The organism is Streptomyces sp. NPDC111744 (assembly GCF_055634995.1).
The window spans coordinates 1-26,757 of record NZ_JBVKCG010000012.1; the positions used below are offsets into that span (position 1 = coordinate 1).

At 70.8% G+C, this 26,757-nt stretch carries 14 protein-coding genes, 1 tRNA gene, 1 rRNA gene and 1 pseudogene; 13 read left to right on the forward strand and 4 right to left on the reverse strand.

Going from position 1 to position 26,757, the window contains the following annotated elements; all coding sequences use genetic code 11:
- The 3 genes from rrf to ACZ7OO_RS25235 form a co-directional block, all read left to right on the forward strand.
- A 5S ribosomal RNA gene (gene rrf / locus ACZ7OO_RS25225) occupies positions 1-94 on the forward strand; the annotation flags it as partial.
- 113 nt (positions 95-207) lie between these two features.
- Positions 208-870 (forward strand): DegT/DnrJ/EryC1/StrS family aminotransferase, encoded by a 663-nt coding sequence (locus ACZ7OO_RS25230; protein ID WP_471508268.1) that lies wholly within the window; start codon positions 208-210, stop codon positions 868-870.
- A 76-nt stretch (positions 871-946) separates the two neighbouring features.
- Positions 947-1,022 (forward strand) — tRNA-Thr (locus ACZ7OO_RS25235).
- Positions 1,023-1,081: 59 nt separating this feature from the next.
- On the opposite strand, the gene ACZ7OO_RS25240 is transcribed toward ACZ7OO_RS25235, so the two are convergent.
- Positions 1,082-3,838 (reverse strand): SpoIIE family protein phosphatase, encoded by a 2,757-nt coding sequence (locus ACZ7OO_RS25240; protein WP_471507886.1) that lies wholly within the window; start codon positions 3,836-3,838, stop codon positions 1,082-1,084.
- A gap of 412 nt (positions 3,839-4,250) precedes the next feature.
- On the opposite strand from ACZ7OO_RS25240, the gene ACZ7OO_RS25245 reads away from it, so the two are divergent.
- From ACZ7OO_RS25245 to ACZ7OO_RS25285, 9 genes are all read left to right on the forward strand, one after another.
- Positions 4,251-9,710, forward strand: a complete 5,460-nt coding sequence (locus tag ACZ7OO_RS25245) for a HAMP domain-containing protein (RefSeq protein ID WP_471507888.1) — start codon at positions 4,251-4,253, stop codon at positions 9,708-9,710.
- Positions 9,711-9,984: 274 nt separating this feature from the next.
- Positions 9,985-10,665: a response regulator gene (locus ACZ7OO_RS25250; RefSeq protein ID WP_351728264.1), complete on the forward strand. Its 681-nt coding sequence runs from the start codon at positions 9,985-9,987 to the stop codon at positions 10,663-10,665.
- An 88-nt stretch (positions 10,666-10,753) separates the two neighbouring features.
- Entirely contained in the window at positions 10,754-13,534 is a 2,781-nt protein-coding gene (locus ACZ7OO_RS25255; RefSeq protein ID WP_471507890.1) for a DNA translocase FtsK, read from the forward strand.
- Positions 13,535-13,819: 285 nt separating this feature from the next.
- Positions 13,820-14,662: a helix-turn-helix domain-containing protein gene (locus ACZ7OO_RS25260; protein WP_471507892.1), complete on the forward strand. Its 843-nt coding sequence runs from the start codon at positions 13,820-13,822 to the stop codon at positions 14,660-14,662.
- Positions 14,663-14,754: 92 nt separating this feature from the next.
- Complete coding sequence (gene rimO, locus ACZ7OO_RS25265) at positions 14,755-16,227, forward strand: 30S ribosomal protein S12 methylthiotransferase RimO (RefSeq protein ID WP_471507894.1); 1,473 nt, start codon at positions 14,755-14,757, stop codon at positions 16,225-16,227.
- A complete protein-coding gene (gene pgsA, locus ACZ7OO_RS25270; protein WP_471507896.1) occupies positions 16,224-17,012 on the forward strand; it encodes a CDP-diacylglycerol--glycerol-3-phosphate 3-phosphatidyltransferase in 789 nt (262 codons plus the stop codon). The genes rimO and pgsA overlap by 4 nt, the downstream gene beginning before the upstream one ends.
- On the forward strand, positions 17,009-17,554 hold the full coding sequence (locus ACZ7OO_RS25275; protein ID WP_471507898.1) for a CinA family protein: 546 nt from the start codon (positions 17,009-17,011) through the stop codon (positions 17,552-17,554). The genes pgsA and ACZ7OO_RS25275 overlap by 4 nt, the downstream gene beginning before the upstream one ends.
- A 109-nt stretch (positions 17,555-17,663) precedes the next feature.
- Complete coding sequence (locus ACZ7OO_RS25280; protein ID WP_132894382.1) at positions 17,664-18,038, forward strand: helix-turn-helix domain-containing protein; 375 nt, start codon at positions 17,664-17,666, stop codon at positions 18,036-18,038.
- A gap of 204 nt (positions 18,039-18,242) precedes the next feature.
- Positions 18,243-18,713, forward strand: a complete 471-nt coding sequence (locus ACZ7OO_RS25285; RefSeq protein WP_471507900.1) for a Dps family protein — start codon at positions 18,243-18,245, stop codon at positions 18,711-18,713.
- A 327-nt stretch (positions 18,714-19,040) separates the two neighbouring features.
- Here the strand turns inward: ACZ7OO_RS25285 and ACZ7OO_RS25290 are convergent, their stop codons facing one another.
- From ACZ7OO_RS25290 to ACZ7OO_RS25300, 3 genes are all read right to left on the reverse strand, one after another.
- Complete coding sequence (locus ACZ7OO_RS25290; protein WP_471507902.1) at positions 19,041-19,805, reverse strand: SDR family NAD(P)-dependent oxidoreductase; 765 nt, start codon at positions 19,803-19,805, stop codon at positions 19,041-19,043.
- 32 nt (positions 19,806-19,837) lie between these two features.
- The gene (locus ACZ7OO_RS25295) at positions 19,838-20,680 is read right to left on the reverse strand and encodes an Fpg/Nei family DNA glycosylase (RefSeq protein WP_471507904.1); all 843 of its coding nucleotides are present in this window, start codon (positions 20,678-20,680) and stop codon (positions 19,838-19,840) included.
- A 125-nt stretch (positions 20,681-20,805) separates the two neighbouring features.
- The gene (locus tag ACZ7OO_RS25300; RefSeq protein ID WP_471507906.1) at positions 20,806-25,728 is read right to left on the reverse strand and encodes an ATP-dependent helicase; all 4,923 of its coding nucleotides are present in this window, start codon (positions 25,726-25,728) and stop codon (positions 20,806-20,808) included.
- A 161-nt stretch (positions 25,729-25,889) separates the two neighbouring features.
- Here ACZ7OO_RS25300 and ACZ7OO_RS25305 point away from each other — a divergent pair.
- Positions 25,890-26,750: pseudogene (locus ACZ7OO_RS25305) on the forward strand (AraC family transcriptional regulator); the annotation flags it as partial.
- Positions 26,751-26,757 lie beyond the last annotated feature (7 nt).

Below are 26,757 nucleotides of genomic sequence, written 5' to 3' on the forward strand. Positions count from 1 at the left end.
AACGCCCGGTTACATTCCGAACCCGGAAGCTAAGCCTTACAGCGCCGATGGTACTGCAGGGGGGACCCTGTGGGAGAGTAGGACACCGCCGAACAGACATTGAAAGGGTGGTACCCGGAACTTCCGTTCCGGGTACCACCCTTTTTTGGCTTGCGTAACGCAAAGTTCACGTTGCGCGCAGAGCATCCCAGCATGGGTACTGCTGCAATGCTCAGGGCCGCCGGCGTCGGAGTCGGTGCCGAGGTGATAGTGCCGGCCTTCGGGAACGTGGAAGTCGCCGAGGCCGTGACACTCGCCGGCGCGCTTCCGGTGTTCGCCGACATAGATCCGGTGACCTACTGCCTCGACGTCTCGGCGGTGGAAGCGGCGGTAACTGCCCGATCCGCGGCCGTGGTTGTCGTCCACCGCTTTGGACGGTGGGCCGACATCCGTCGGTTGCGTGAGCTGGGGCAGCGGCACGGGCTGCTGGTGCTGGAGCAGGGCGAGTCCGAGGCGCCGTACGACGAGATCGCGCAGCGGCGGCAGCGGGCCGCTTATCTCGATGCGAAGCTGCGCGGTGTGCGCACGCCGGACGGTGGTGACGGGCACACCTACCAGCAGTACGTCGTGCGGGTGCCGGGGAACGGCCGTCCCGACCGGGACGCCTTCGCACGGGCCCTGCGGGGCAAGGGAGTCGACTGCCGGGTGCCGGTGAAGACGCCTCTGCACCGGCTCCCGGAATTCCGGCGCTGTGTCTCGCTGCCGGAGACCGAGCGGGCCGCCGACGAGACGCTGGCGCTGCCGGTGGACGCCTCGTTGACGAAGCGGGAGATGCAGCGGATCGCCTCCGCCTGCAACGCCCTCGGCGGACTGCTGCAGCCCGCCTTCTGAACGAGTTTGGGAACTCGGGTCCGTTCAGGGTATGATCTATTCCGTTGCTGCGGGGGAAACCTCGAAAAGGCAACAGGCCCCTATAGCTCAGTCGGCAGAGCGTCTCCATGGTAAGGAGAAGGTCAACGGTTCGATTCCGTTTGGGGGCTCCAAGAAGAAAGTCCCGCCCTTTTCGGGCGGGACTTTTTCGTTTCCTCTTCCGTCCCCGCCCTCAGTCCGTCTGAAGGCCGGGGACCCGCATCGCCAGAATCGCCATGTCGTCCGACGGAGCGTCCGACGCGAAGCGTTCCACCGCGCGCATGATGCGTGCGGCGACCGCGCCGGCCGTCAGGCCCGTGCATGTCGTCAGGACGTCCGCGAGGCCGTCGTCGCCCAGCATGCGCGTGCCCTCCCGGCGTTCCGTCACACCGTCCGTGACGCACAGCAGGACGTCACCCGGGTCGAGGATGACCGTCTGCTCGTAAAGCTCCAGCTCCTCAATGACGCCGAGGAGCGGCTGGGGTTCGGCGGCGGCCTCCACCGTGCCGTCCTGGCGCAGGCGCAGTGGGAGCGGGTGGCCGGCGCACACCACCTTCATCTCCGCGCTGCCGTCCTCCTGCGGGCGCATCTCGCCGTACAGGAGGGTCAGGAAGCGACTGCGGGAACCCTCGTCCAGGATGGCCGAGTTGAGGCGCTCCAGGACCGCGGGGCCGCTCAGGCCCTCCCGTGCCAGGAGCCGGAGCGCGTGCCGCGCGAGGCCCGTCACGGCGGCCGCGTTGGGGCCCGTACCGCAGACGTCGCCGATGGCGAAGCCATAGGTGCCGTCGTCGATGGGGAAGACGTCGTAGAAGTCGCCGCCGACCTCGTTGCCCTCGCCGGCCGCGCGGTAGATGACCTCGACCTCGATGCCCTCGATGTGCGGGGTGCCCGGGGGTAGGAGGCTGCGCTGGAGGGCCTGGCTGATGGCCGTGCGCTCCGAGTAAAGGCGGGCGTTGTCCAGGGCCAGGGCGGCCCGGCGGGACAGGTCCTCGGCCAGTTCCAGGATCTCCTGGCGGAAGTGTTCGTCGGCGGGCTTGCCCAGGGTGAGCATGCCGATGACGCGGTTGCGGGCCACCAGGGGGAGCACCACGGTCTCGCCGGCCACGGCCGAGGCCGTGGCGAGCGTCGGGCCGATGGCGGAGGAGACCTGGCGGGCGGGGCCACCGGTCAGGCCGAGGCTGCGCATGGAGCTGCGCAGGGCGGCCTGGTGGGCGTGCTCACCGGGGGCCGTCCAGATGCGGGCGCCCGGGGTGGGTACCGGGTCCGGCGGGGGCACCTTGGAGAGCAACGACTTGATTCCGTCGATGAGTTCCTCGTCCTCGTGCAGGACGTACGACAGATACGGCTCGGAGGCCTGGTCGGCGATGGTGTAGACCGCGCACCAGGTGGCGAGGGTCGGGACCGTCATCTGTGCCATCAGGGCGAGGGTCTGGTCGCGGTCCAGGGTGCCGGCGAGCAGGTCGGAGGCCTCGACCAGGAAGCTGAGCGAGCCGCGGCGCAGCCGTTCCAGCTCGCCCAGGCGGGCGGACTCGACGGCCAGGGCGATGCGGTCGGCCGCGAACTGGAGGCGCAGCGCCTCCTCGTTGGAGTATCTGCCGGGCGCTTCGGCCGCGACGCCCAGGGAGCCCGTCAGACGGCCCTCGACCTTCAGCGGGACCGTGACCACTGAGCGCATGCCAGTGCCGCCCAGGAGGGGTACCGCGCCCGGAACGGCGGCCAGATCGTCGTGGACGGCCGGCATGCGGGCCGAGCCGTAGCGGCCGGGGCCGGCTTCGACGGGCACGCGCGCGAAGCGCTGACGGGCCGACGGCAGACCCGTGGATGCACGGACCTCCAGCTCGGTCTCGTCGTCGGTCGCGAGGAGCAGGAACGCGGAGTCGCCGTCGAGCATGTCGCGGGCGCGCTCGACCGTGCGCTGGAGGAGGCCGTCGAGGTCGTCCGGGGCCGGCGAGCCGATGAACACCTCGAAGGGGTCGGTGCTCTGGCCGTCGGAGACACCCCCGCCGTCGGAGGCGGGGAGGCGCAACGGGGTCTGGAGGACGGCGCGTTCGTGGTCGCGTACCAGCAGGCAGACGGTGGAGGGCTCGCCGCCCGTGTCGCGGACCCTCAGGTGCGAGGCGTAGACGGAAGTGACACGGCCGTCGGCGCCGCGGATGCCGTAGCTGCCCTCCCAGCGGGAGAGCTGGAGGGCCTCCGCGACGCCGGTGCCGGTGCCGGGGGTGTGCGGCCAGGCGGCGAGGTCGGTCAGCGGCCTGCCGGTGACCTCGGCGGCGGTGTGGCCGAAGAGTTCCTCGGCGTCCTCGTTCCAGGCGGTGACGGAACCCTTGCGGTCGATCTGGATGACCGCGACCCGGACCCGGCCGTCGGCGAGAGGCAGCAGCTCGGCGGGGAGGGACGGTCCGGCGGCGCGGGTGCCCACCGGGCGCTCGGGGAGATCGAGCTGGAACCAGACATTCTTGTGCGTGGGCGTGTACTCGACACCCCAGCGGGCGGCGAGGGCCGCGCAGAGCTGGAGGCCGCGGCCGCCCTCGCGGTCGGGGCTGCCCATGTTGACGGCGGAGCCCTGGATCGGGACCTCGCGTTCCGGGTAGCGGTCGGTGACCTCGATGCGCACCCCGTCGTCCGCGCGCAGGCACAGGACGTCGGCGTGGGTGCCCGCGTGCACGACCGCGTTGGTCACCAGTTCGCTGGTGAGGACCACGGCGTCGTCGACGATGTCCGCGTAGCCCCAGCCCTGGAGGGTGTCGCGGACGAAGGCCCGGGCGGTCGCGACCGATCGCCCGACGGGCTCGAAGCTGGCGGCCGCGCGCGCGGTGATCACAGAACTCCTCGACCGGTTCTCGACATACGGGCTTCCCAGGCCGGCCGGCTCATGCCGCTGCTGCGGCATCCGCTCGCCCGTGGGCCGTGGCTCAGGGGTGTGCCCCCCGGGGATCACTCCGGTGGTCATGGTCTGCGGCCGCCCCTCCGAATGCCCGCTCGTGCTCGTGCCACCGCCCAGGCCGGACGAACCGGTGTGGCTGGACAGCCGTATGCAAGGTTACTTACCTTCGCCGTCCGAGCGGATGCCGGTCGCCGGTGTTTACGCCCCCAGGGTGTGCGGACGATGTGCGAAGCTGCCGAACTGTTATGGCCTGGTTCGGCCAGGGTGAAACACTGGGCAGGCTTCTGATGAAGGTCCGGCCAGGCTGAGTGGGTCGTGTGTACGGCGGGCAGCAGCCCCTGGTGTGGCCGGATCCGGTCTGGCAGAAATACGCAGCAGTAACAGGTACGCCGAAGTAAGCGGTACGCCGAGTATGGCGGTAACCGAGCACAGTGGTACGAGCACAGTGGTAACGGTCGACCCCTGCGGGAGGGACACAGTGGAGTCTGGCGCAGCGGCGCGGGGCACTAAGGCGCGCGCGAAAGGCGGACCGTCCCTGAGCAGGCAGCGGGGCGGTGACGGGACCACGGAGGTGGACACGGCTGCCCTGAACAGGCTGCTGGTGGCTCTCGTGGCGATGCGCGACGGGAACTTCCGGAAGCGGCTCACGGTCTCCGGTGACGGCGTGATGTCGGAGATCGCGGCGGTCTTCAACGAGGTCGCCGACCGCAATCTTCACCTCACGGGTGAGCTGTCACGGGTACGGCGTGTGGTCGGACGTGAGGGAAAACTCACTGAGCGGCTGGAGACGGGGGCCTGCGAAGGCTCCTGGGCGACGGCCGTGGACAACTCCAACGCTCTCGTCGACGACCTCGTACGGCCGGTCTCCGAGGTGGGCAGGGTCCTGACGGCGGTGGCCGAGGGAGATCTGTCGCCGCGTATGGATCTGCGGTCGCCGTCGGTGGACGGGACGGGGCATCCGCTGCGCGGTGAGTTCCTGAAGGTCGGCAGGACCGTCAACAACCTGGTGGACCAGCTGTCGACGTTCACCGACGAGGTCACGCGCGTGGCCAGCGAGGTGGGTACCGAGGGCAAGCTGGGCGGGCAGGCCCGGGTGCGCGGTATGTCCGGTTCGTGGCGGGATCTCACGGACTCGGTCAACACGATGGCGTACCGGCTGACGGCCCAGGTGCGGGACATCGCGCTGGTGACGACAGCGGTCGCCAAGGGTGATCTGTCCCGGAAGGTCACGGTTCAGGTCGCCGGCGAGATGCTGGAGCTGAAGGAAACCGTCAACACGATGGTGGACCAGCTGTCCGCCTTCTCCTCCGAGGTGACCCGGGTCGCCCGTGAGGTGGGTACGGACGGCATCCTGGGCGGCCAGGCGCATGTGCCCGGGGTCGCCGGTACGTGGAAGGAGCTCACCGACTCCGTCAACATCATGGCCGGCAATCTGACGGCCCAGGTGCGCGGGATCTCCGAGGTGACCACCGCGGTCGCCAGCGGTGACCTGTCGCGCAAGGTGACCGTTCCGGCGCGCGGCGAGGTCGCGCAGCTCGCCGAGACGATCAACCAGATGACCGAGACGCTGCGGATCTTCGCGGACGAGGTCACGCGCGTGGCCAACGAGGTCGGTGCCGAGGGGCAGCTCGGCGGGCAGGCGAACGTGCCGGGCGCCGCGGGCACCTGGAAGGACCTGACGGACTCCGTCAACACGGTCTTCCGGAACCTGACCACCCAGGTGCGGGACATCGCCGCGGTGACGACGGCGGTGGCCAACGGTGACCTGTCGCAGAAGGTCACCGTGGACGTGGCCGGCGAGATGCTGGAGCTGAAGAACACCGTCAACGGCATGGTCGACCAGCTGTCGTCGTTCGGTGCCGAGGTCACCCGTGTGGCCCGGGAGATCGGGGTCGAGGGTGAACTGGGCGGCCAGGCGCAGGTGGCCGGGGCCGCCGGTACCTGGAAGGACCTGACCGACTCGGTCAACACCGCGTTCCGCAACCTCACCGGCCAGGTGCGCAACATCGCCCAGGTGACGACGGCGGTGGCCAACGGTGACCTCTCCCAGAAGGTCACGGTCGACGTCTCCGGCGAGATGCTCCAGCTGAAGAACACCGTGAACACGATGGTGGACCAGCTCTCCAGCTTCGCCGACCAGGTGACGCGGATGGCCAGGGACGTGGGCACGGAGGGCCGCCTGGGCGGTCAGGCCCGCGTGGACGGGGTCTCGGGCACCTGGAAGGAGCTCACGGACTCCGTCAACTTCATGGCGGGCAACCTCACCTCGCAGGTGCGGCAGATCGCCCAGGTGACGACGGCGGTGGCGCGGGGCGACCTGTCCCAGAAGATCGACGTCGACGCGCGCGGCGAGATCCTCGAGCTGAAGAACACCATCAACACGATGGTCGACCAGCTGTCCGCCTTCGCCGACCAGGTCACCAAGGTGGCCCGCGAGGTGGGTACGGAGGGCCGGCTCGGCGGTCAGGCGCAGGTGCCCGGTGTGGCCGGTGTGTGGCGGGACCTGACGGACTCGGTGAACGGCATGGCCGGCAACCTCACCGCCCAGGTGCGCAACATCGCCCAGGTGGCCACCGCGGTGGCCCGGGGTGACCTCTCCCAGAAGATCACCGTGGACGCCCGCGGTGAGATCCAGGAGCTGAAGAACACCCTGAACACGATGGTCGACCAGCTGTCGTCGTTCGCCCAGGAGGTCACGCGTGTCGCGCGCGAGGTGGGCACCGAGGGCATCCTCGGCGGCCAGGCCGAGGTGCAGGGGGTCGCGGGCACCTGGAAGGACCTCACGCAGTCCGTGAACTTCATGGCGAACAACCTGACCATCCAGGTCCGCAACATCGCCGAGGTCACGACGGCCGTCGCCAAGGGCGACCTGTCGAAGAAGATCACTGTTGACGCGAAGGGCGAGATCCTCGAACTCGTCACGACGGTCAACACCATGGTCGACCAGCTGTCCAGCTTCGCCGAGCAGGTGACCCGGGTGGCCCGTGAGGTGGGTACCGAGGGCATCCTGGGCGGCCAGGCGCACGTTCCGGGTGTCACGGGCATCTGGAAGGACCTCAGCAACAACGTGAACCTGATGGCCAACAACCTGACCATGCAGGTGCGGAACATCTCCCAGGTGTCGGCGGCGGTCGCCAACGGCGACCTGACCCGGCAGGTCACCATCGAGGCGCGCGGTGAGGTCGCCCAACTCGCCGACACCATCAACACGATGGTCAAGACGCTGAGTTCGTTCGCCGACCAGGTCACCAAGGTGGCCCGAGAGGTGGGTACGGACGGCATCCTGGGCGGCCAGGCGCACGTACCGGGTGTGGCGGGTACGTGGAAGGACCTGACCGAGTCGGTGAACGGCATGGCGTCCAACCTGACCGGCCAGGTGCGCAACATCGCGATGGTCACCACGGCCATCGCCAAGGGCGACCTGACCAAGAAGATCGACATTGACGCCCGCGGCGAGATCCTCGAGCTCAAGACGACGATCAACACGATGGTCGACCAGCTGTCCAGCTTCGCCGAGGAGGTCACCCGGGTGGCCCGTGAGGTGGGCACCGAGGGGCAGCTGGGCGGTCAGGCACGCGTGCGTGACGTCGACGGCACCTGGCGGGACCTCACCGAGTCCGTGAACGAGATGGCCGGGAACCTGACCCGGCAGGTGCGTGCCATCGCGCGCGTGGCGACCGCGGTGACCCGCGGTGACCTGAACCTGAAGATCGACGTGGACGCGTCCGGCGAGATCCAGGAACTGCAGGACTACATCAACAAGATGATCGCCAACCTGCGTGACACCACGGTCGCCAACCAGGAGCAGGACTGGCTGAAGAGCAACCTGGCGCGTATCTCCGCGCTGATGCAGGGCCGCCGCGACCTGGCGGACGTGGCCTCGCTGATCATGAGCGAGCTGACGCCGGTGGTCACCGCGCAGCACGGCGCGTTCTTCCTGTCGGTGCCCCTGGTCGACGGCAAGGACCTGGGCGCCGAGACCGAGGACGCCTACGAGCTGCGGATGCAGGGGTCGTACGGCTACTCGATGGGCTCCATGCCGACGTCGTTCCGGCCGGGTGAGGCGCTGATCGGCACGGCCGCCAAGGAGAAGCGCACTATCCTGGTGGAGAAGGCGCCCACGGGTTATCTGAAGATCTCCTCCGGGCTCGGCGAGGCCCCGCCGGCGCAGGTGATCGTGCTTCCGGTGCTGTTCGAGGGCAACGTCCTTGGTGTGATCGAGCTGGCGTCCTTCACGCCGTTCACGCAGATCCAGAAGGACTTCCTCAACCAGATCGCCGAGATGATCGCGACCAGCGTCAACACCATCTCGGTCAACACCAAGACCGAGGTGCTGCTGAAGCAGTCGCAGGAGCTGACCGAGCAACTGCGCGAGCGGTCGGCGGAGTTGGAGAACCGGCAGAAGGCGCTCCAGGCGTCCAACGCCGAACTGGAGGAGAAGGCCGAACTGCTGGCCCAGCAGAACCGCGACATCGAGGTGAAGAACACCGAGATCGAGGAGGCCAGGCAGGTCCTGGAGGAGCGTGCCGAGCAACTCGCCGTCTCCATGCGCTACAAGAGCGAGTTCCTCGCCAACATGTCGCACGAGCTGCGCACTCCGCTCAACTCGCTGCTCATCCTGGCCAAGCTGCTCGCCGACAACGCCGAGGGCAACCTGTCCCCGAAGCAGGTGGAGTTCGCCGAGACCATCCACGGCGCCGGCTCCGACCTGCTCCAGCTGATCAACGACATCCTCGACCTGTCAAAGGTCGAGGCGGGCAAGATGGACGTCTCCCCGACGCGTATCGCGCTGGTCCAGCTGGTGGACTACGTGGAGGCCACCTTCCGGCCGCTGACCGCGGAGAAGGGTCTCGACCTGTCGGTGCGGGTCTCCCCGGAGCTGCCCGCCACCCTGCACACGGACGAACAGCGGCTTCTGCAGGTGCTGCGCAACCTGCTGTCCAACGCGGTGAAGTTCACCGACTCCGGCTCGGTGGAGCTGGTGATCCGGCCGGCCAGTGGCGATGTGCCGCCGGGGATCAGGGAGCAGCTCCTGGAGGCCGGCTCGCTCAGCGATCCGGACGCACCGCTGATCGCGTTCTCCGTGACCGACACCGGTATCGGCATCGCGGCCAGCAAGATGCGGGTCATCTTCGAGGCGTTCAAGCAGGCCGACGGCACGACCAGCCGCAAGTACGGCGGTACGGGTCTCGGTCTGTCGATCTCGCGGGAGATCGCGCAGCTGCTCGGCGGTGAGATTTACGCGCAGAGCGAGCCGGGCCGGGGCTCGACGTTCACGCTGTATCTGCCGCTGCACCCCAGCGAACCGCCGCCGCAGGGCTACCAGCAGTCCGTGCCGGCCCTGGAGGCCGGGGACCTGGTCGCCTCGCGGAACCTCAGCTCGGAGCTGTCCGGCGTGGAGATCGAGACGCCGGCCGAGGTGAAGTCGTACCAGGAGACCCAGAACGGTGCCGCCGCGCTCTTCCGGCGCCGCCGCCGGGCCACGCCTCAGATGGACGAGTCGTGGCCGGTGCTGGCCGAGCAGGAGGGGACGGCACCGGCGCCGCGCCGGGGCGTGCGGTTCGGCGGGGAGAAGGTGCTGATCGTCGACGACGACATCCGCAACGTCTTCGCGCTCACCAGCGTCCTGGAGCAGCACGGTCTGTCGGTGCTGTACGCCGAGAACGGCCGTGAGGGCATCGAGGTCCTGGAGCAGCACGACGACGTGGCGGTCGTCCTGATGGACATCATGATGCCTGAGATGGACGGCTACGCGACGACCACGGCGATCCGTCGGATGCCGCAGTTCGCCGGGCTGCCGATCATCGCGCTGACCGCCAAGGCGATGAAGGGCGACCGGGAGAAGGCGCTCGAGTCCGGCGCCTCCGACTATGTCACCAAGCCGGTCGACCCCGATCACCTTCTGGCGGTGATGGAGAAGTGGATGCGTGCGGAGTGACCGCAACGACCGGGTGTGATGTGAACGTTGTGGGAACCTTCCGTGTGCACGGGGAGTTGCTGACTCAGGGTGGCCGAACCCGTGTAGAAGTGCGGGATTGGGGGAACCTTCTGGTCCCCGGCTGCGTTTCTGCTACGTGCACAGTGACATCGCGGTGACAGGGTGTGGCGACAGGCGGGGTGCGGCTACCATGACCGGCACAAGGACGGGCGGCGAAAGGGAGTCGTCCCCTGGGGCGGCGCCCGGTGCACATCCGGGGCGAGGAGGGCGGGCCATGGTGCAGAAGGCCAAGATCCTCCTGGTCGATGACCGGCCGGAGAATCTGCTGGCGCTGGAGGCCATCCTCTCTGCGCTCGATCAGACACTGGTACGGGCATCGTCCGGGGAGGAAGCGCTCAAGGCACTGCTCACGGACGACTTCGCGGTCATTCTGCTGGACGTCCAGATGCCGGGCATGGACGGTTTCGAAACCGCGGCGCACATCAAGCGACGGGAGCGGACCCGGGACATCCCGATCATCTTCCTCACCGCGATCAACCACGGCCCGCACCACACCTTCCGGGGCTACGCGGCCGGCGCGGTGGACTACATCTCCAAGCCCTTCGACCCGTGGGTGCTGCGCGCCAAGGTCTCGGTGTTCGTGGAGCTGTACATGAAGAACTGCCAGCTCCGTGAGCAGGCGGCGCTGCTTCGGCTCCAGTTGGAGGGCGGCGGCAAGGGCGCGGTCGCCGGCAAGGAGTCCGCGGGGCTGCTCGCCGAGCTGTCGGCGCGGCTCGCGGCCGTCGAGGAGCAGGCCGAGGCGCTGTCCAAGCAGCTGGACGACGAGTCCGCGGACGCGGCGGCGGTGGCCACGGCGGCCCATCTGGAGCGCAAACTCACCGGCCTGCGCCGGGCGCTGGACGCCCTCGAACCGGGCACCGGCGGCGGCGCTCCACCGCTTCCCTCGCAGAACTGACCACGACAGCGGCCGCTGTTGCCCATGAGTACGCGTCAGTTCCGCGCCCCGGCAAGGGCGACACGAACGGGTGAAGCGGTGGGCACACGTGTCCCCTGTCGCATCCCCCGGTAACCTCACACCCATGGCCTCACGTCCCTCGGCAGCCAAGAAGCAGCCCCCGAAGAAGGCCGCTCCCTCGAAGGCTCCGGCGAAAAAGGCCGTCGCCAAGAAAGCCCCGGCCAAGAAGGCGCCCGCCAAGAGGGCCGCGGCCAAGAAGTCCGCGCCGGCGCCCAGGCCGGCGCCCAGCCCCACCGGGGGCCTCTACCGCCTGGTGCGCGCCCTCTGGCTCGGCCTCGCGCACGCCGTCGGCGCCGTCTTCCGCGGCATAGGACAGGGAGCCAGGAACCTGGACCCGGCCCACCGCAAGGACGGCATCGCGCTGCTCCTGCTCGGCCTGGCCCTGATCGTCGCCGCCGGCACCTGGGCCGACCTGCGCGGCCCGGTCGGCGACCTGGTGGAGATCCTCGTCACCGGTGCCTTCGGCCGCCTCGACCTGCTGGTGCCGATCCTGCTCGCGATGATCGCCGTACGGTTCATGCGCCACCCCGAGCAGCCGGAGGCCAACGGCCGGATCGTGATCGGCCTGTCCGCGCTCGTCATCGGCGTGCTCGGCCAGGTCCACATCGCCTGCGGCTCGCCCGCCCGCACCGATGGTATGCAGGGCATAAGGGACGCCGGCGGCCTCATCGGCTGGGCGGCGGCCACCCCGCTGACATACACCATGACCGAGGTCCTCGCCGTACCGCTGCTGGCGCTGCTCACGATCTTCGGGCTGCTCGTCGTCACCGCGACCCCGGTGAACGCGATCCCGCAGCGGCTGCGCGCGCTCGGCATCAGCCTCGGGCTGCTGCACGACCCCGAACCCGACGAGTACGGCGAGCACACCGACGACGAGCGCTACGACGACCAGTGGCGTGAGGCGCTGCCCGGGCGCTCCCGCAGGCGCTCCAGCGCCCCCCAGGACTACGACCCGGACGTTGCCGAGCAGGAGGCCCTCGCCAAGCGCCGGGGCCGCCCGCGGCGCTCCGCCGTGCCGCAGCCCGAGGTGGGCCGTCAGATGGACGCCGTGGACGTCGCCGCGGCCGCCGCGGCCGCCCTCGACGGCGCGGTCATGCACGGCATGCCGCCCTCGCCGCTCGTCGCCGACCTCACCCAGGGCGTCAGCGTCGGCGATCGCGAGGACACCACGCCCACCCCCGTGCCGGCCCCGAGTACGGCCCCGAACCCGACTCCGGTCCCGGCCGCGCGGCCCAAGCAGGAGAAGCTCAAGGCCGAACCGGTCGTCGCCGACCTGACCAAGCCGGCCCCCGAGGAGCCCCGCGACCTGCCCCCGCGCGCCGAGCAGCTCCAGCTCTCCGGCGACATCACCTACTCGCTGCCCTCCCTGGACCTGCTCACCCGGGGCGGGCCGGGCAAGGCGCGCAGCGAGGCCAACGACAAGGTCGTCGCCTCGCTCACCACCGTGTTCTCCGAGTTCAAGGTCGACGCGCGGGTCACCGGCTTCACCCGCGGTCCCACGGTCACCCGGTACGAGGTCGAGCTCGGGCCCGCCGTGAAGGTCGAGCGGATCACCGCCCTCACCAAGAACATCGCGTACGCCGTGGCCAGCCCGGACGTGCGGATCATCAGCCCGATCCCCGGCAAGTCGGCCGTCGGCATCGAGATCCCCAACACCGACCGGGAAATGGTCAACCTCGGTGACGTGCTGCGGCTCGCCGAGTCCGCCGAGGACGACGACCCCATGCTGGTCGCCTTCGGCAAGGACGTCGAGGGCGGCTACGTCATGCACTCGCTGGCGAAGATGCCGCACATGCTCGTCGCAGGCGCCACCGGCTCCGGCAAGTCGTCCTGCATCAACTGTCTGATCACCTCGGTCATGATGCGGGCGACCCCGGAGGACGTACGGATGGTCCTGGTCGACCCCAAGCGGGTCGAGCTGACCGCCTACGAGGGCATCCCGCACCTGATCACCCCGATCATCACCAACCCGAAGCGGGCCGCCGAGGCGCTGCAGTGGGTCGTACGCGAGATGGACCTGCGCTACGACGACCTGGCCGCGTTCGGGTTCCGGCACATCGACGACTTCAACCAGGCGATCCGTGACGGCAAGGTGAAGCTGCCCGAGGGCAGTGAGCGGGAGCTGCAGCCGTACCCCTACCTGCTGGTGATCGTCGACGAGCTCGCCGACCTCATGATGGTCGCCCCGCGCGACGTCGAGGACGCGATCGTCCGTATCACGCAGCTCGCGCGTGCGGCCGGAATCCACCTGGTACTCGCCACCCAGCGGCCGTCGGTCGACGTCGTCACCGGTCTGATCAAGGCGAACGTGCCCTCCCGGCTCGCCTTCGCCACGTCCTCGCTCGCCGACAGCCGCGTCATCCTCGACCAGCCGGGCGCCGAGAAGCTCATCGGCAAGGGCGACGGCCTCTTCCTTCCGATGGGGGCCAACAAGCCGACCCGTATGCAGGGCGCGTTCGTGACCGAGGCCGAGGTCGCGGCCGTCGTCCAGCACTGCAAGGACCAGATGGCGCCGGTCTTCCGGGACGACGTCACCGTGGGCTCCAAGCAGAAGAAGGAGATCGACGAGGACATCGGCGACGACCTCGACCTGCTGTGCCAGGCGGCCGAACTGGTCGTCTCCACGCAGTTCGGTTCCACCTCCATGCTCCAGCGCAAGCTGCGCGTGGGCTTCGCCAAGGCCGGCCGGCTCATGGACCTCATGGAGTCGCGCGGCATCGTCGGGCCGAGCGAGGGGTCCAAGGCACGCGACGTTCTGGTGAAACCCGATGAGCTGGACGGAGTGCTCGCTGTGATCCGTGGCGGCTGAAGGGGTAGGTCTCTCCCAGGGCTTCGGGCGCCTGTAGACCGGGAGGAGTCGCTGTCGTGATCTACCCGTTAGAGACCGTCGGGCAACCGTTTCCCTTTGACGTACGTCAAGTTGAGCGAGAGGAAAGGCGGGTACCCCACCCTGGGGCGCACGCCCGACCCGTCATCGGGATGCCCGGCCATACCGATGGCGTACACAGTCCCATCGCCCGGTTGCCCCACCCTTTCGTACCCCCCCTAGACTGAACTTCCAGCACAGGTGGCTACACGCTCGAAAGGCGCCCCCGTGTCCATCGGCAGCAACTCCCCTGAAGACGAGCGTCCGTTCCCAGACGAGTCCGAGGAAAACCGCCCCTCCGTAGGCCGAGCCCTCAAGCAGGCCCGCATCGCCGCCGGGCTGACCGTCGACGACATCAGCGGGAGCACCCGGGTCCGCATCGCCATCGTGCACGCCATCGAAGCCGACGACTTCGCCCCCTGCGGCGGCGATGTCTACGCCCGCGGGCACATCAGGACCCTCGCCAAGGCCGTAGGCCTCGACCCCGAGCCGCTGCTGGCGCAGTTCGCGGCCGAGCATGGTGGTGGGCGGCCCGCGCCGACGCCCGCCGCTCCGCTGTTCGAGGCGGAACGTATCCGCCCCGAGCGCCGAGGACCCAACTGGACGGCGGCCATGGTCGCCGCGATCGTCGTCGTGATCGGTTTCGTCGGCTTCACCGCCTTCAAGGGCGGCGGCGGAGACGACGCCAAGCAGTCGGTCGCCGGGGGAGCCACCCCGACGACCAAGAAGCCGGCCTCGCCGACCCCGAAGGAAAGCAAGCCCGGCAAGACCCCCGAGCCCTCCGACAGCGCGATCGCCGCCGCACCCCAGGACAAGGTCACCGTCCAGGTCAGCGCGATGGACGGACGCAGCTGGATCTCGGCCAAGGACCACAACGGCCGGATGCTGTTCGACGGGCTGCTGAAGAAGGGCGAGTCCAAGACCTTCCAGGACAGCTCCAAGATCAACCTGATCCTCGGTGACGCCGGAGCCATCCAGCTCTACGTCAACGGCAAGAAGATCGAGGACCAGTTCCGGCCCGGAGCCGTGGAGCGCCTGACGTACACCAAGGGCGACCCGGCAGTCGGATAACCGTTCGGATCAAGCACGGACGCAGGGGGTTGGCCATGATCGGCCAGCCCCTTCGACATGGGCTGTCGGTGAGACGAAGTAGTCTTGAGCCCATGCCTGAACGCCGTACCGTCGCACTAGTCACTCTCGGCTGCGCCCGTAACGAGGTGGACTCGGAGGAGCTCGCAGGCCGTTTGGAGGCGGACGGCTGGCAGCTCGTCGAGGACGCCGAGGACGCGGATGTCGCCGTGGTCAACACCTGTGGTTTCGTCGAGGCCGCCAAGAAGGACTCCGTCGACGCCCTCCTTGAGGCCAACGACCTCAAGGGCCACGGCAGAACCCAGGCCGTCGTGGCGGTGGGCTGCATGGCCGAGCGGTACGGCAAGGAACTCGCCGAGGCGCTGCCCGAGGCGGACGGCGTGCTCGGCTTCGACGACTACGCCGACATCTCCGACCGGCTGCAGACCATCCTCAACGGCGGCATCCACGCCTCGCACACCCCGCGCGACCGGCGCAAGCTGCTGCCCATCAGCCCGGCCGAGCGACAGGAATCGGCCGCGTCGGTGGCGCTGCCCGGGCACGGCCCGTCCGACCTCCCGGAGGGCCTGGCGCCCGCTTCCGGCCCGCGTGCGCCCCTGCGCCGCCGGCTGGACGGCTCCCCGGTCGCCTCGGTCAAGCTCGCCTCCGGCTGCGACCGGCGCTGCTCCTTCTGCGCCATTCCCTCCTTCCGCGGCTCCTTCATCTCACGCCGCCCGAGCGATGTGCTGAACGAGACCCGGTGGCTGGCCGAACAGGGTGTGAAGGAGATCATGCTGGTCTCCGAGAACAACACCTCCTACGGCAAGGATCTGGGCGACATCCGCCTCCTGGAGTCCCTGCTGCCCGAGCTGGCCGAGGTCGACGGCATCGAGCGGGTGCGCGTCAGCTACCTCCAGCCGGCCGAGATGCGCCCCGGCCTGATCGACGTACTGACCTCCACGCCGAACGTCGTCCCGTACTTCGACCTGTCCTTCCAGCACTCCGCCCCGGGCGTACTGCGGGCCATGCGCCGCTTCGGCGACACCGACCGCTTCCTGGAGCTGCTCGACACCATCCGGGCCAAGGCGCCGCAGGCCGGTGTCCGCTCCAACTTCATCGTCGGCTTCCCCGGCGAGTCCGAGTCCGACGTGGCCGAGCTGGAGCGCTTCCTGAACGGCGCGCGGCTCGACGCGATCGGCGTCTTCGGGTACTCCGACGAGGAGGGCACCGAGGCGGCGACCTACGAGAACAAGCTGGACGAGGACGTCGTCGCCGAGCGGCTCGCGCGGGTCTCCCGGCTCGCCGAGGAACTTGTCTCGCAGCGGGCCGAGGAGCGCGTCGGCGAGACCGTGCACGTCCTCGTGGAGTCCGTGGACGACGAGGACGGCGTCTACGGCCGTGCGGCCCACCAGGCGCCGGAGACGGACGGGCAGGTGCTGCTCACGAGCGGCGAAGGGCTGCGCGCCGGCCGTATCGTCGAGGCGAAGGTGGTCGGTACGGAGGGTGTCGACCTGGTGGCCGAGCCGCTGCAGGGCGCGCCCGCGTGGAGTGAGGAGGCCGGCAGATGACCGGAGTCCCGGCGTCCGCCGCAGGCGGTTCCTCCGGCGCACAGGGCGCCCCGGGCTCCGCCGCCGCCCCCGGTGCCACTCCGGACGTCTCCGGTCCGCAGACCGCCGGTGCCGCGGGTTCCGATGCCGGAAGTTCCGGTTCGCGTGACGGCGAGAGGCCGGTGCGGGGACGGAAGATCGCCGCGGCCGCCGTCAACCAGGCCAGCGTGTGGAACGTCGCCAACCTGCTGACCATGCTCCGGCTTGTCCTGGTCCCCGGCTTCGTCGCCCTGATGCTGGCCGGCGGCGGATACGACCCGGCCTGGCGCTCGCTCGCCTGGGCCGCCTTCGCCATCGCCATGATCACCGACCTCTTCGACGGCCATCTGGCGCGCACCTACGACCTGGTCACCGACTTCGGGAAGATCGCCGACCCCATCGCCGACAAGACGATCATGGGGGCGGCACTGATCTGTCTGTCCTCGCTCGGCGATCTGCCCTGGTGGGTGACGATCGTGATCCTCGGTCGGGAACTCGGGATCACCCTGCTGCGTTTCCTGGTCATCCGTTACGGCGTGATCCCGGCCAGCCGCGGCGGCAAGCTCAAGACCCTCACCCAGGGCGTCGCCGTGGGGATGTATGTGCTGGCACTGACGGGGTGGCTGGCGACTCTGAGGTTCTGGGTGATGGCCGCGGCCGTCGTGCTGACGGTCGTGACGGGCCTTGACTATGTGAGACAGGCCATTGTGCTGCGGCGGCAGGGAATCGCCGAGCGCGCAGCAGCGTTGGAGGAGCCGGAAGCGTGAATTCCACGTCCGCCGAAGTGGTGCGACTACTGACGGTGCGGGGGCAGACCCTCGCTGTCGCCGAGTCGCTGACCGGTGGCCTCGTGGCGGCGGAGATCACAGCGGTCGCGGGCGCCTCCAACGCCTTCCGGGGCTCGGTCACCGCCTACGCGACCGAGCTGAAGCACGAGCTGCTGGGCGTCGACGCCACCCTGCTGGCCCAGCGCGGCGCGGTGGACCCGCAGGTCGCGGCCCAGATGGCGGCCGGGGTGCGGAAGGCGCTGGGCGCCGACTGGGGCATCGCGACCACCGGAGTGGCCGGCCCGGAACCCCAGGACGGCCGCCCGGTCGGCACGGTTTTCGTGGCCGTCGACGGACCCTTCGGTGCCGGATCCGGTTCTGCCGCTGGCGGAAAAGTAGAGGCCCTGCGGTTGAACGGCGACCGTGCGGAAATTCGTAGAGAGAGTGTACGGAGCGTACTCGTGCTGCTCCTGAGGGAGCTTGCGAGCGAACAGACCGGGAATGAGCGGACACAGGATACGGAACAGAACGGGGGGTTTTGATGTTTGCAGCCCTGAGTGAACACGACATCGCTCCCCGCACGGCCGCGGCGCAAGGCGGTACGGTGGGGCGTGAAGGATGCGGCTACGCGGTCCGAGGAGGGAGCCACCGATGATTCTGCTCCGTCGCCTGCTGGGTGACGTGCTGCGTCGGCAGCGCCAGCGCCAGGGCCGTACTCTGCGCGAAGTCTCCTCGTCCGCCCGAGTCTCACTCGGCTATCTCTCCGAGGTGGAGCGGGGGCAGAAGGAGGCTTCCTCCGAGCTGCTCTCCGCCATCTGCGACGCGCTGGACGTACGGATGTCCGAACTCATGCGAGAAGTGAGCGACGAACTCGCCCTCGCCGAGCTGGCCCAGTCCGCTCAGGCCACCGAGTCCGTGCCCACGCCGGTTCGCCCGATGCTGGGAACCGTCTCGGTGACCGGTGTGCCACCGGAACGGGTGACCATCAAGGCGCCGGCCGAGGCAGTGGACGTGGTCGCCGCGTGACGCCTGTGCGGGCGTAGACCGACGTGGCGCCGACCCGGCGTCGAAAGAAGTGTGCGAGGCCCCGACGGGCCTCTCCAGGCAGACCTGGGGAGGCACGGCCGGGGCCTTCGTATGCCCGTCGGCGGTGTGCGTCCATTTGCCGGTGCCCGGTGGTGCGGTCATGGTGGAGGGACCGACAGGGGGCGAAACGACCGGAGAGACACCATGTACGTCGTGAAGAGCCCGCTGTCCGACGCGGACCTGAAGACCGTGGCCGAGGCGCTGCAGGGCGCTCTCGTCGATCTGGTGGACCTGGCGCTGGTCGCCAAGCAGATCCACTGGAACGTGGTCGGCCCTCGCTTCCGGACCGTCCATCTCCAGCTCGACGAGGTCGTCGCCACGGCCCGGACGCACTCCGACACGGTCGCCGAGCGGGCCTCGGCGCTGGGTGTCTCACCGGACGGACGCGCGACCACGGTGGCCGCCGGCAGCGGCATCGCCACCGCACCCGGGGGTTGGGTCAAGGACTCGGACGCGGTGGGCGCCCTGGTGGACGCGCTGGGCGCGGTGATCACCCGGATGCGGGAGCGGGTCATGGCCACCGCGGAGCCGGATCCCGTCTCCCAGGACATCTTCATCGGGATCACAGCGGATCTGGAGAAGCATCACTGGATGTTCCAGGCGGAGAACGCGTAGCAGTGGCCGACGCCGGCCGACGGCCGTTGCATCGGTGAGCCCTCGGTGCGCCTCCCCGCTGGACCGGGCGGCGTTCTAGCGTCCGGCTGGAGGTGGCGGCCATGGTGGGGCGGATACTGCGCTGGGGGGTTGCCCTGGGGTTCGCGGCGGTGTGGTGGTGGGCCGTGCTGCGGATCACCTTCGCCGGCGGCGCCGGGGCACTGGAAGGAACTGTGGCCGCCGGAGGATGGGGACTGAGCCTGCTGCCGGTGAACTGCGTACCGAGAGCCCGGGCGGCGGGGGCCCTGGGCCCCGGGCGGTGGCGAGCCGCCTGGCGGGCGCAGGGCGCTACCAGGGCATCGCCACCCCTCCGTTCGGGCGCAGGATCTGGCCCGTCGTGAACGAGGAGGCGTCGGACGCCAGATACAGCACGGCGTGCGCGACATCCGACGCCTCACCGACCCGGCCCAGGGGCGACATCCGGGCCATCCACGCCTCCGTCTGGCGTTGTTCCTCCCCGTCGTCGCGGTCGGTCATGGGGGTGCGGGTCCAGCCCGGGGCGACCGCGTTGACGCGGATGCCCTGCCGGCCGACCTCACCCGCGAGCGTCTTGGTCAGCTGGACCACGGCTGCCTTGGCAGCGCCGTAGCAGAGCAGGCCGGGGCCGCCGGTGTCGATCGCGCCGGACGCCATGGTGATGATGCTGCCCCCGGCCTGGCGGGCGATCATCAGCCGCGCCGCCTCCTGGCAGGCGCGCAGGACGCCCTTGAAGTTGACGTCCAGTACCCGGTCGAGGTCCTCGTCCCGGGTCTCCAGCACCGTGCTGCGGTGCATGATCCCGGCGATCGCCGCCATGACGTCCAGCCGTTCGCAGGACCGGACGGCCTGCCCGAGTTGTGCCCGGTCGGTGACGTCAAGGGTGTGGGTGTGGGCGGCGCCGCCACTGTCCTTGATCAGCGTGGCCGTCTCGTGCAGGCCTTCCGCGTTCCGGTCGGCACAGTGCACCGTCGCACCCGCCTCGGCGAGCAGCACGGCGGAGGCCCGGCCGATACCGCTGGCGGCCCCGGTGACGAATGCGGTGCGTCCGGTGAGGTCGTACGCCTTGAGGGACATGAGGGGACGGTACGAGCACTTCTGACGGGTCGTCAATTAGTCGTACGGGGGCGGGTTCCAGGGGTGTGGTGGGAGCCCGGGGTGGGGGCGGGGCCGGCCTGGCAGGCGGGGCACCAGTAGGTGGGGCGCTCGCGGGAGCCGTCCCCCTGATCGGCCACGCGAACCGAGGTGTGGCAGCGCAGACAGGGGCGGGGTGCGCGGCCGTAGACGAACAGGTCCTGGTTGCGCAGGCCCGTCGTCTGGCGGACCAGCCGGTCGCGGTTGGCCTCCAGGAGCCGCTTGGCGAGTTCGGGGAGCTTGGCGGCACGGTCGGCGGGGAGCGCGCCGACCGGGAGCCAGGGGGTCGCGCCGAGCAGGAAGCAGAGCTCGCTCTTGTAGATGTTGCCGATGCCGGCGAGGTTGCGCTGGTCGAGCAGGGCCTCGCCGAGTGGGCGGGCGGGGTCGGCGAGGAGGTTGGCGAGGGCGCGGTCGGGGTTCCAGTCGGGGCCCAGCAGGTCGGGACCGAGGTGGCCCACGGCGCGTTCCTCCTCGCTGGTGCGCAGAAACTCCAGGACCTGGAGGCGGTAGCCGACGGCCGTGCGGTCGGCGGCGCCGAGAATGACCCTGATCTGGTGGGCGGGACCGCCCTTCCACCGTTCGCCACTGCCGTAGACCTTCCAGGCGCCCTCCATCCGCAGATGCGTGTGCAGGGTCAGGCCGCCCTCGAAACGGGTGAGCAGATGCTTGCCGCGCGGGGCGGTGCCGAGGACGGTACGGCCGGCGAGATCGACGGTGGCGTACTTGGGCACCCGGAAGTCGCTGCGGGTCAGCACCTTGCCCGCGAGCGCGTCGTGCAGCCGCCTCGCGGCCTGCCAGACCGTGTCACCTTCGGGCATGGGTCAAGGGTGACACGGGGGTGTGGGGCGCGGCCGCGGGGCGGGGTGGCGAGGGCACACACGGCGCGCTGGGGGCGCGGTGATCATGGGTGGTGGTCATGGTGGTCATGGTGGTCATTGAGGGTTCACGCCCGCAGGCGCAGGCCGCGCGGGGTCGCGATGAAGCCCGCTGCTTCCAGAAGGGTGCCCAGGGGCGAGGTCAGGGCCGCGGCGCCGTTGACGCGCTCCACCGTCACCGTGCCGAGGGTGCCGGCGCGGGCGGCGGCCGCGAGCGCTTCGGCGGCCGTACGGAGGCGGGGGTCGTCGCCGGCGTCCGTGTCCGGGGCGGAGGGCCAGGCCAGCAGGGTCTTGCCGCCGCGCTCCATGTAGAGGGTCAGCTCGCCGTCCACCAGAACGACCAGCGAGCCCGCCTTGCGGCCCGGCTTGTGCCCGGCATCGGTCGGGGGCTCGGGCCAGGCGAGGGCGGCGCCGTAGGCGTTGGCGGGGTCGGCGGCGGCCAGGACCACGGCTCTGGGGTCGGGGGCGGCGGGGGTGCGGGTGTGGTGGTTGCCGTAGGTGTAGGGGTTCGCGGCGCTGCCGCCTCGGGGGCCGCCGTAGCCGGGGGCGGCGAAGGGGTCGGCGGGGGCGAGGTCCTTGGGGGAGACGTAGTCGCCGGGGGCGGTGGGGGGCTCGGGGGGCCAGCCGAAGTCGCTGTCCAGGACCGGGAAGTCGGCTTCGTCGATGGGGCCTAGGGGAGTCCCGGTGTCGAAGGCGGCGAGGGTGGGAGGGCCGCCGTTTACGAAGGCGGTGCCCGGTACTGCCTCGCCGCGCTCGCGGGCGTTGGACACCGCGCGCAGCCGGTCGACCGCGCCGTCCATCGCGAACTGGGCCGCGCCGAGGCCCTCGACGACGTAACCCCGGCGGGCCTGGCCGCTCTCCTCGAACGCCGCCAGGATGCGGTACACCGCTGAGAAGCCGCCCTCGACGCCCTCCGCCGCGACCGCTCCCCGGGTGACCACACCGTGCCGGTCGAGCAGGGTGCGGGCCAGAGCATGGGCGCGCACGGTGGTGTCCGGCTCGCGCTGCGGGAGCAGGGACCAGCGGCCGGCGACAGTCGGCGGGCCGGTGCGGGAAGCGGTGCGGGCGGCGGCCGTCAGGGAGCCGTAGCGGCCGCGTGGGACGGTGCGCTTGGCGCGGTGGGCCGTGGCACCAGCCGTACGACCCGAGCCCAGCAAGGAGCGCATCGGCGCCAGCGTGTCGTTGGTGAGCCGGCCGGACCAGGCCAGGTCCCAGATGGCGTCGGCCAGTTGGGGGTCGGTGGTGTCGGGGTGGGTGGTGGCGCGGACCTGGTCGGCGATCTGACGGAAGAACAGGCCGTAGCCGCCGGAGAGGGTGTCCAGGACGGACTGGTGGAGGGCCGTCAGTTCCAGAGGGTGCGGCGGTGGCAGGAGCAGGGGGGCCGCGTCCGCCAGATACAGGGAGACCCAGCCGTCCTTGCCCGGCAGGGCGCCCGCGCCGGCCCACACGATCTCTCCGGCGGCGGTGAGCTCGTCAAGCATCGAGGGCGTGTAGCCGGCCACCCTGGACGGCAGGACCAGCTTCTCCAGGGCCGACGCCGGTACCGACGCGCCCTGCAACTGCTCGACGGCGCGCACCAGTCCGTCGACGCCGCGCAGCCCGTGCCCCTTGCCGATGTGCTGCCACTGCGGCAGGAACTGTGCGAGCGCGGCCGGTGCCACCGGCTCCAGCTCGTGCCGGAGCGCGGCCAGGGAACGGCGGCGCAGCCTGCGCAGCACGGCCGCGTCGCACCACTCCTGACCGATGCCCGCCGGGTGGAACTCGCCCTGCACCACCCGGCCGCTCGCGGCGAGCCGCTGCAACGCGCCCTCCGTGACCGCCACCCCGAGCCCGAAGCGGGCCGCCGCCATGGTCGACGTGAACGGGCCGTGCGTGCGGGCGTACCGGGCGAGGAGGTCGCCGAGCGGGTCCTTCACCGGCTCGGTGAAGGCCTCGGGGACACCGACCGGCAGAGCGGTTCCCAGGGCGTCGCGCAGTCGGCCCGCGTCCTCGATCGCCGCCCAGTGGTCGGTACCGGCGATCCGGACCTTGATCGCCCGGCGGGCACCGGCCAGCTCCTTGGCCCACTGCGGCTCGGCGCCCCGCTCGGTCAACTCGGCGTCCGTGAGCGGCCCGAGCAGCCGCAGTACGTCGGCGACGCCTTCGGGGTCCTTGATCCGACGGTCCTCGGTGAGCCACTGGAGCTCACGCTCCAGCTCGGTCAGCACGTCCGCGTCGAGCAGCTCGCGCAGCTCCGCCTGGCCCAGCAGCTCGGCCAACAGCCGGGAGTCCAGGGAGAGTGCGGCCGCCCGGCGCTCGGCGAGCGGGGAGTCGCCCTCGTACAGGAACTGGGCGACATAGCCGAACAGGAGGGACCGGGCGAAGGGGGACGGCTCCGGGGTGGTGACCTCGACCAGCCGGACCTTCCGAGACTCCAGGTCACCCATCAGCTCGACCAGGCCCGGCACGTCGAAAACGTCCTGGAGGCACTCGCGGACGGCCTCCAGGACGATCGGGAAGGAGCCGAACTCGCTCGCCACCTGGAGCAGTTGGGCGGCGCGCTGACGCTGCTGCCACAGCGGGGTGCGCTTGCCGGGGTTGCGGCGGGGCAGCAGCAGCGCGCGGGCCGCGCACTCGCGGAAGCGGGCGGCGAACAGGGCCGAGCCGCCCACCTGGTCGGTGACGATCTGGTCGACCTCGCCCTTGTCGAAGGCGACGTCCGCCGCCCCGACGGGCGCCTGGTCGGCGTCGTACTCCGTACCGGCCGTCGTGGGGGCCTGGTCCAGGAGGTCGAGGCCCATCAGATCGGCGTCGGGCAGCCGCAGCACGATGCCGTCGTCGGCGTGCATGACCTGGGCGTCCATGCCGTACCGCTCGGACAGGCGGGCGCCGAGGGCGAGCGCCCAGGGGGCGTGGACCTGGGCGCCGAACGGGGAGTGGACGACGACGCGCCAGTCGCCCAGTTCGTCGCGGAAGCGCTCCACGACGATCGTCCGGTCGTCGGGGACATGGCCGCAGGCCTCGCGCTGTTCGTCGAGGTACGACAGCACGTTGTCCGCCGCCCACGCGTCCAGGCCCGCTGCGAGCAGGCGCAGCCGGGCGTCGTCCTTGGCGAGCGAGCCGACCTCGCGCAGGAACGCGCCCACCGCGCGGCCCAGTTCGAGCGGGCGGCCCAGCTGGTCGCCCTTCCAGAAGGGCAGGCGGCCCGGCACCCCGGGGGCGGGGGAGACCAGGACACGGTCGCGGGTGATGTCCTCGATGCGCCAGGAGCTGGTGCCCAGAGTGAAGACATCGCCCACCCGGGACTCGTACACCATCTCCTCGTCCAGCTCGCCGACCCGGCCGCCGCCCTTCTTGGGGTCGGCGCCGGCGAGGAAGACCCCGAAGAGGCCGCGGTCGGGGATCGTGCCGCCTGAGGTGACGGCGAGGCGCTGGGCGCCAGGGCGGCCGGTGATCGTCCCCGCGACCCGATCCCAGACCACGCGCGGGCGCAGCTCCGCGAAGGCGTCGGACGGATAGCGGCCCGCGAGCATGTCGAGGACCGCGGTGAACGCCGACTCCGGGAGCGAGGCGAAAGGAGCCGCGCGGCGGACCATGGCGAGCAGGTCGTCGAATTGCCAGGTGTCCAGCGCGGTCATCGCGACCAGCTGCTGCGCCAGCACGTCGAGGGGGTTGGCCGGCACCCTCAGGGACTCGATGGAGCCGGTGCGCATCCGCTCGGTGACCACGGCCGCCTGCACCAGGTCGCCCCGGTACTTCGGGAAGACCACGCCGGTGGAGACCGCGCCGACCTGGTGTCCCGCGCGGCCGACGCGCTGCAGGCCGGAGGCCACCGAGGGCGGGGACTCGACCTGGACGACCAGATCCACCGCGCCCATGTCGATGCCCAGTTCGAGGCTGGAGGTGGCCACCACGGCGGGCAGCCGGCCGGCCTTCAGGTCCTCCTCGACCAGGGCGCGCTGCTCCTTGGAGACCGAGCCGTGGTGCGCGCGGGCGATGACCGGCGGGGCGCCCTGGGCCGCGCCCGAGCCGCCCATCAGCTCGGCGGGGGAGTGGTGCTCGTCGAGCGGCTCGCCGGTCACACGCTCGTAGGCGATCTCGTTGAGCCGGTTGCACAGCCGCTCCGCCAGTCGGCGCGAGTTGGCGAAAACGATCGTCGAGCGGTGGGCCTGGACCAGGTCGGCGATCCGCTCCTCCACATGCGGCCAGATCGACGGCCGCTCCCCGCCCTCCTTGGCGTCGGTGGCCGGGGAGCCGCCCAGCTCGCCCATGTCCTCCACGGGTACGACGACGGAGAGGTCGAACTCCTTGCCGGAGCTGGGCTGAACGATCTCCACCTTGCGGCGCGGCGAGAGGTAACGGGCCACCTCGTCGACCGGGCGGACGGTCGCCGACAGGCCGATGCGGCGAGCCGGCCTCGGCAGCAGTTCGTCCAGCCGCTCCAGGGAGAGCGCGAGATGCGCGCCGCGCTTGGTGCCGGCGACCGCGTGCACCTCGTCCAGGATCACCGTCTCGATGCCCGTCAGCGCGTCGCGCGTGGCCGACGTCAGCATCAGGAACAGGGACTCCGGCGTGGTGATCAGGATGTCCGGGGGGCGGGTGGACAGGGCGCGGCGCTCGGCGGCCGGGGTGTCGCCCGAGCGGATGCCGACCCTGACCTCCGGCTCGGGCAGGCCGAGGCGGACGGACTCCTGGCGGATACCGGTCAGCGGACTGCGCAGATTCCGCTCGACGTCGACCGCGAGGGCCTTGAGCGGAGACACGTACAGCACCCGGCAGCGCTTCCTCGGGTCGGCCGGGGACGGGGCCGAGGCCAGCTGGTCCAGGGCGGCGAGGAAGGCGGCCAGCGTCTTGCCGGAACCGGTCGGGGCGACCACCAGCACGTCCGAGCCCTGCCCGATGGCCTGCCACGCGCCCGCCTGGGCCGCGGTGGGCGCGGAAAACGCCCCCGTGAACCAGCCGCGGGTCGCGGGGGAGAAGCCGTCGAGGGCTCGATGCGCGGATTTCGCCATGGGTCAATCCTGCACCCGGCCACTGACAATCGGTCTGACCTGCGGAAATGCGATTGGCCGGGTGCGGCTCGCCGACCGGGCCGATTATGTGCGGGGCCGGCCGGCAGCCGAGGGCGGGTGCGGGTGGTTGGGCGTGGTCGGGACTGGCCGACAATGGCGGTATGGCGGGATCGGTCGAGCGGGCACGGCACTGGCGGTACGAGGCGCTGCCCGATGTCGATCTGCTGCGTGCCCGGTATGTCCGGAAGACGTTTGTCCGGCACACCCACGAGCACTTCGTGATCGCCGGAATCGCGGACGGGGTCGAGGTCTTCCGGCACCGGGGCTCGGACGTGACCGTCGGCGCCGGCGCGCTCGCGCTCGTCAACCCCGAAACCGCACACACCGGCCGGGCCGGAGTCCCCGAGGGCTGGTGGTACGGGGCCGTTTACCCGTCCCCCGAACTGGTGGCGGCGATCGCCGCGGAGACCACCGCGATCCGGGGGACCCCCGGCTTCGTCAGCCCGATGCTCGACGATCCGTACTCCGTCGCCCTGGTGCACCGGGTGCTGCGCGCCGCCGACGAGGGCAACGCGCTCGCCGCCGACACCCTGCTGCGGGTGGCGGTGACCCGGCTGCTCCGGTTGAACGGCGGCCCGCTGCCACAGCGGCAGGTCCGCACCGCCGGCGCCCGGCTCGCCGTACGCGCGCGTGCCGTGCTGGAGGAGCGGATGGCCGAGCCACCGACCCTGGAGCGGCTCGCCACCGACCTCGGGACCAGCCCCTTCGCGCTGTTGCGGGCCTTCCGCGACGCCTACGGCATGCCCCCGCACACATGGCTGACCGACGCCCGGGTGCGCCGCGCCCGGCTGCTGCTGGACGCGGGCACGGCACCCGCCGAGGCGGCCGTCGCCGTCGGTTTCACCGACCAGCCGCACCTCAACCGGCACTTCGCCCGGAACGTCGGCGTCCCACCCGGCGCCTACCAGCGCGAGCGCCGTCCCGGAGCGCGCCCGAGCGGGCGCAAGAACGTACAAGACGCGCGGGACG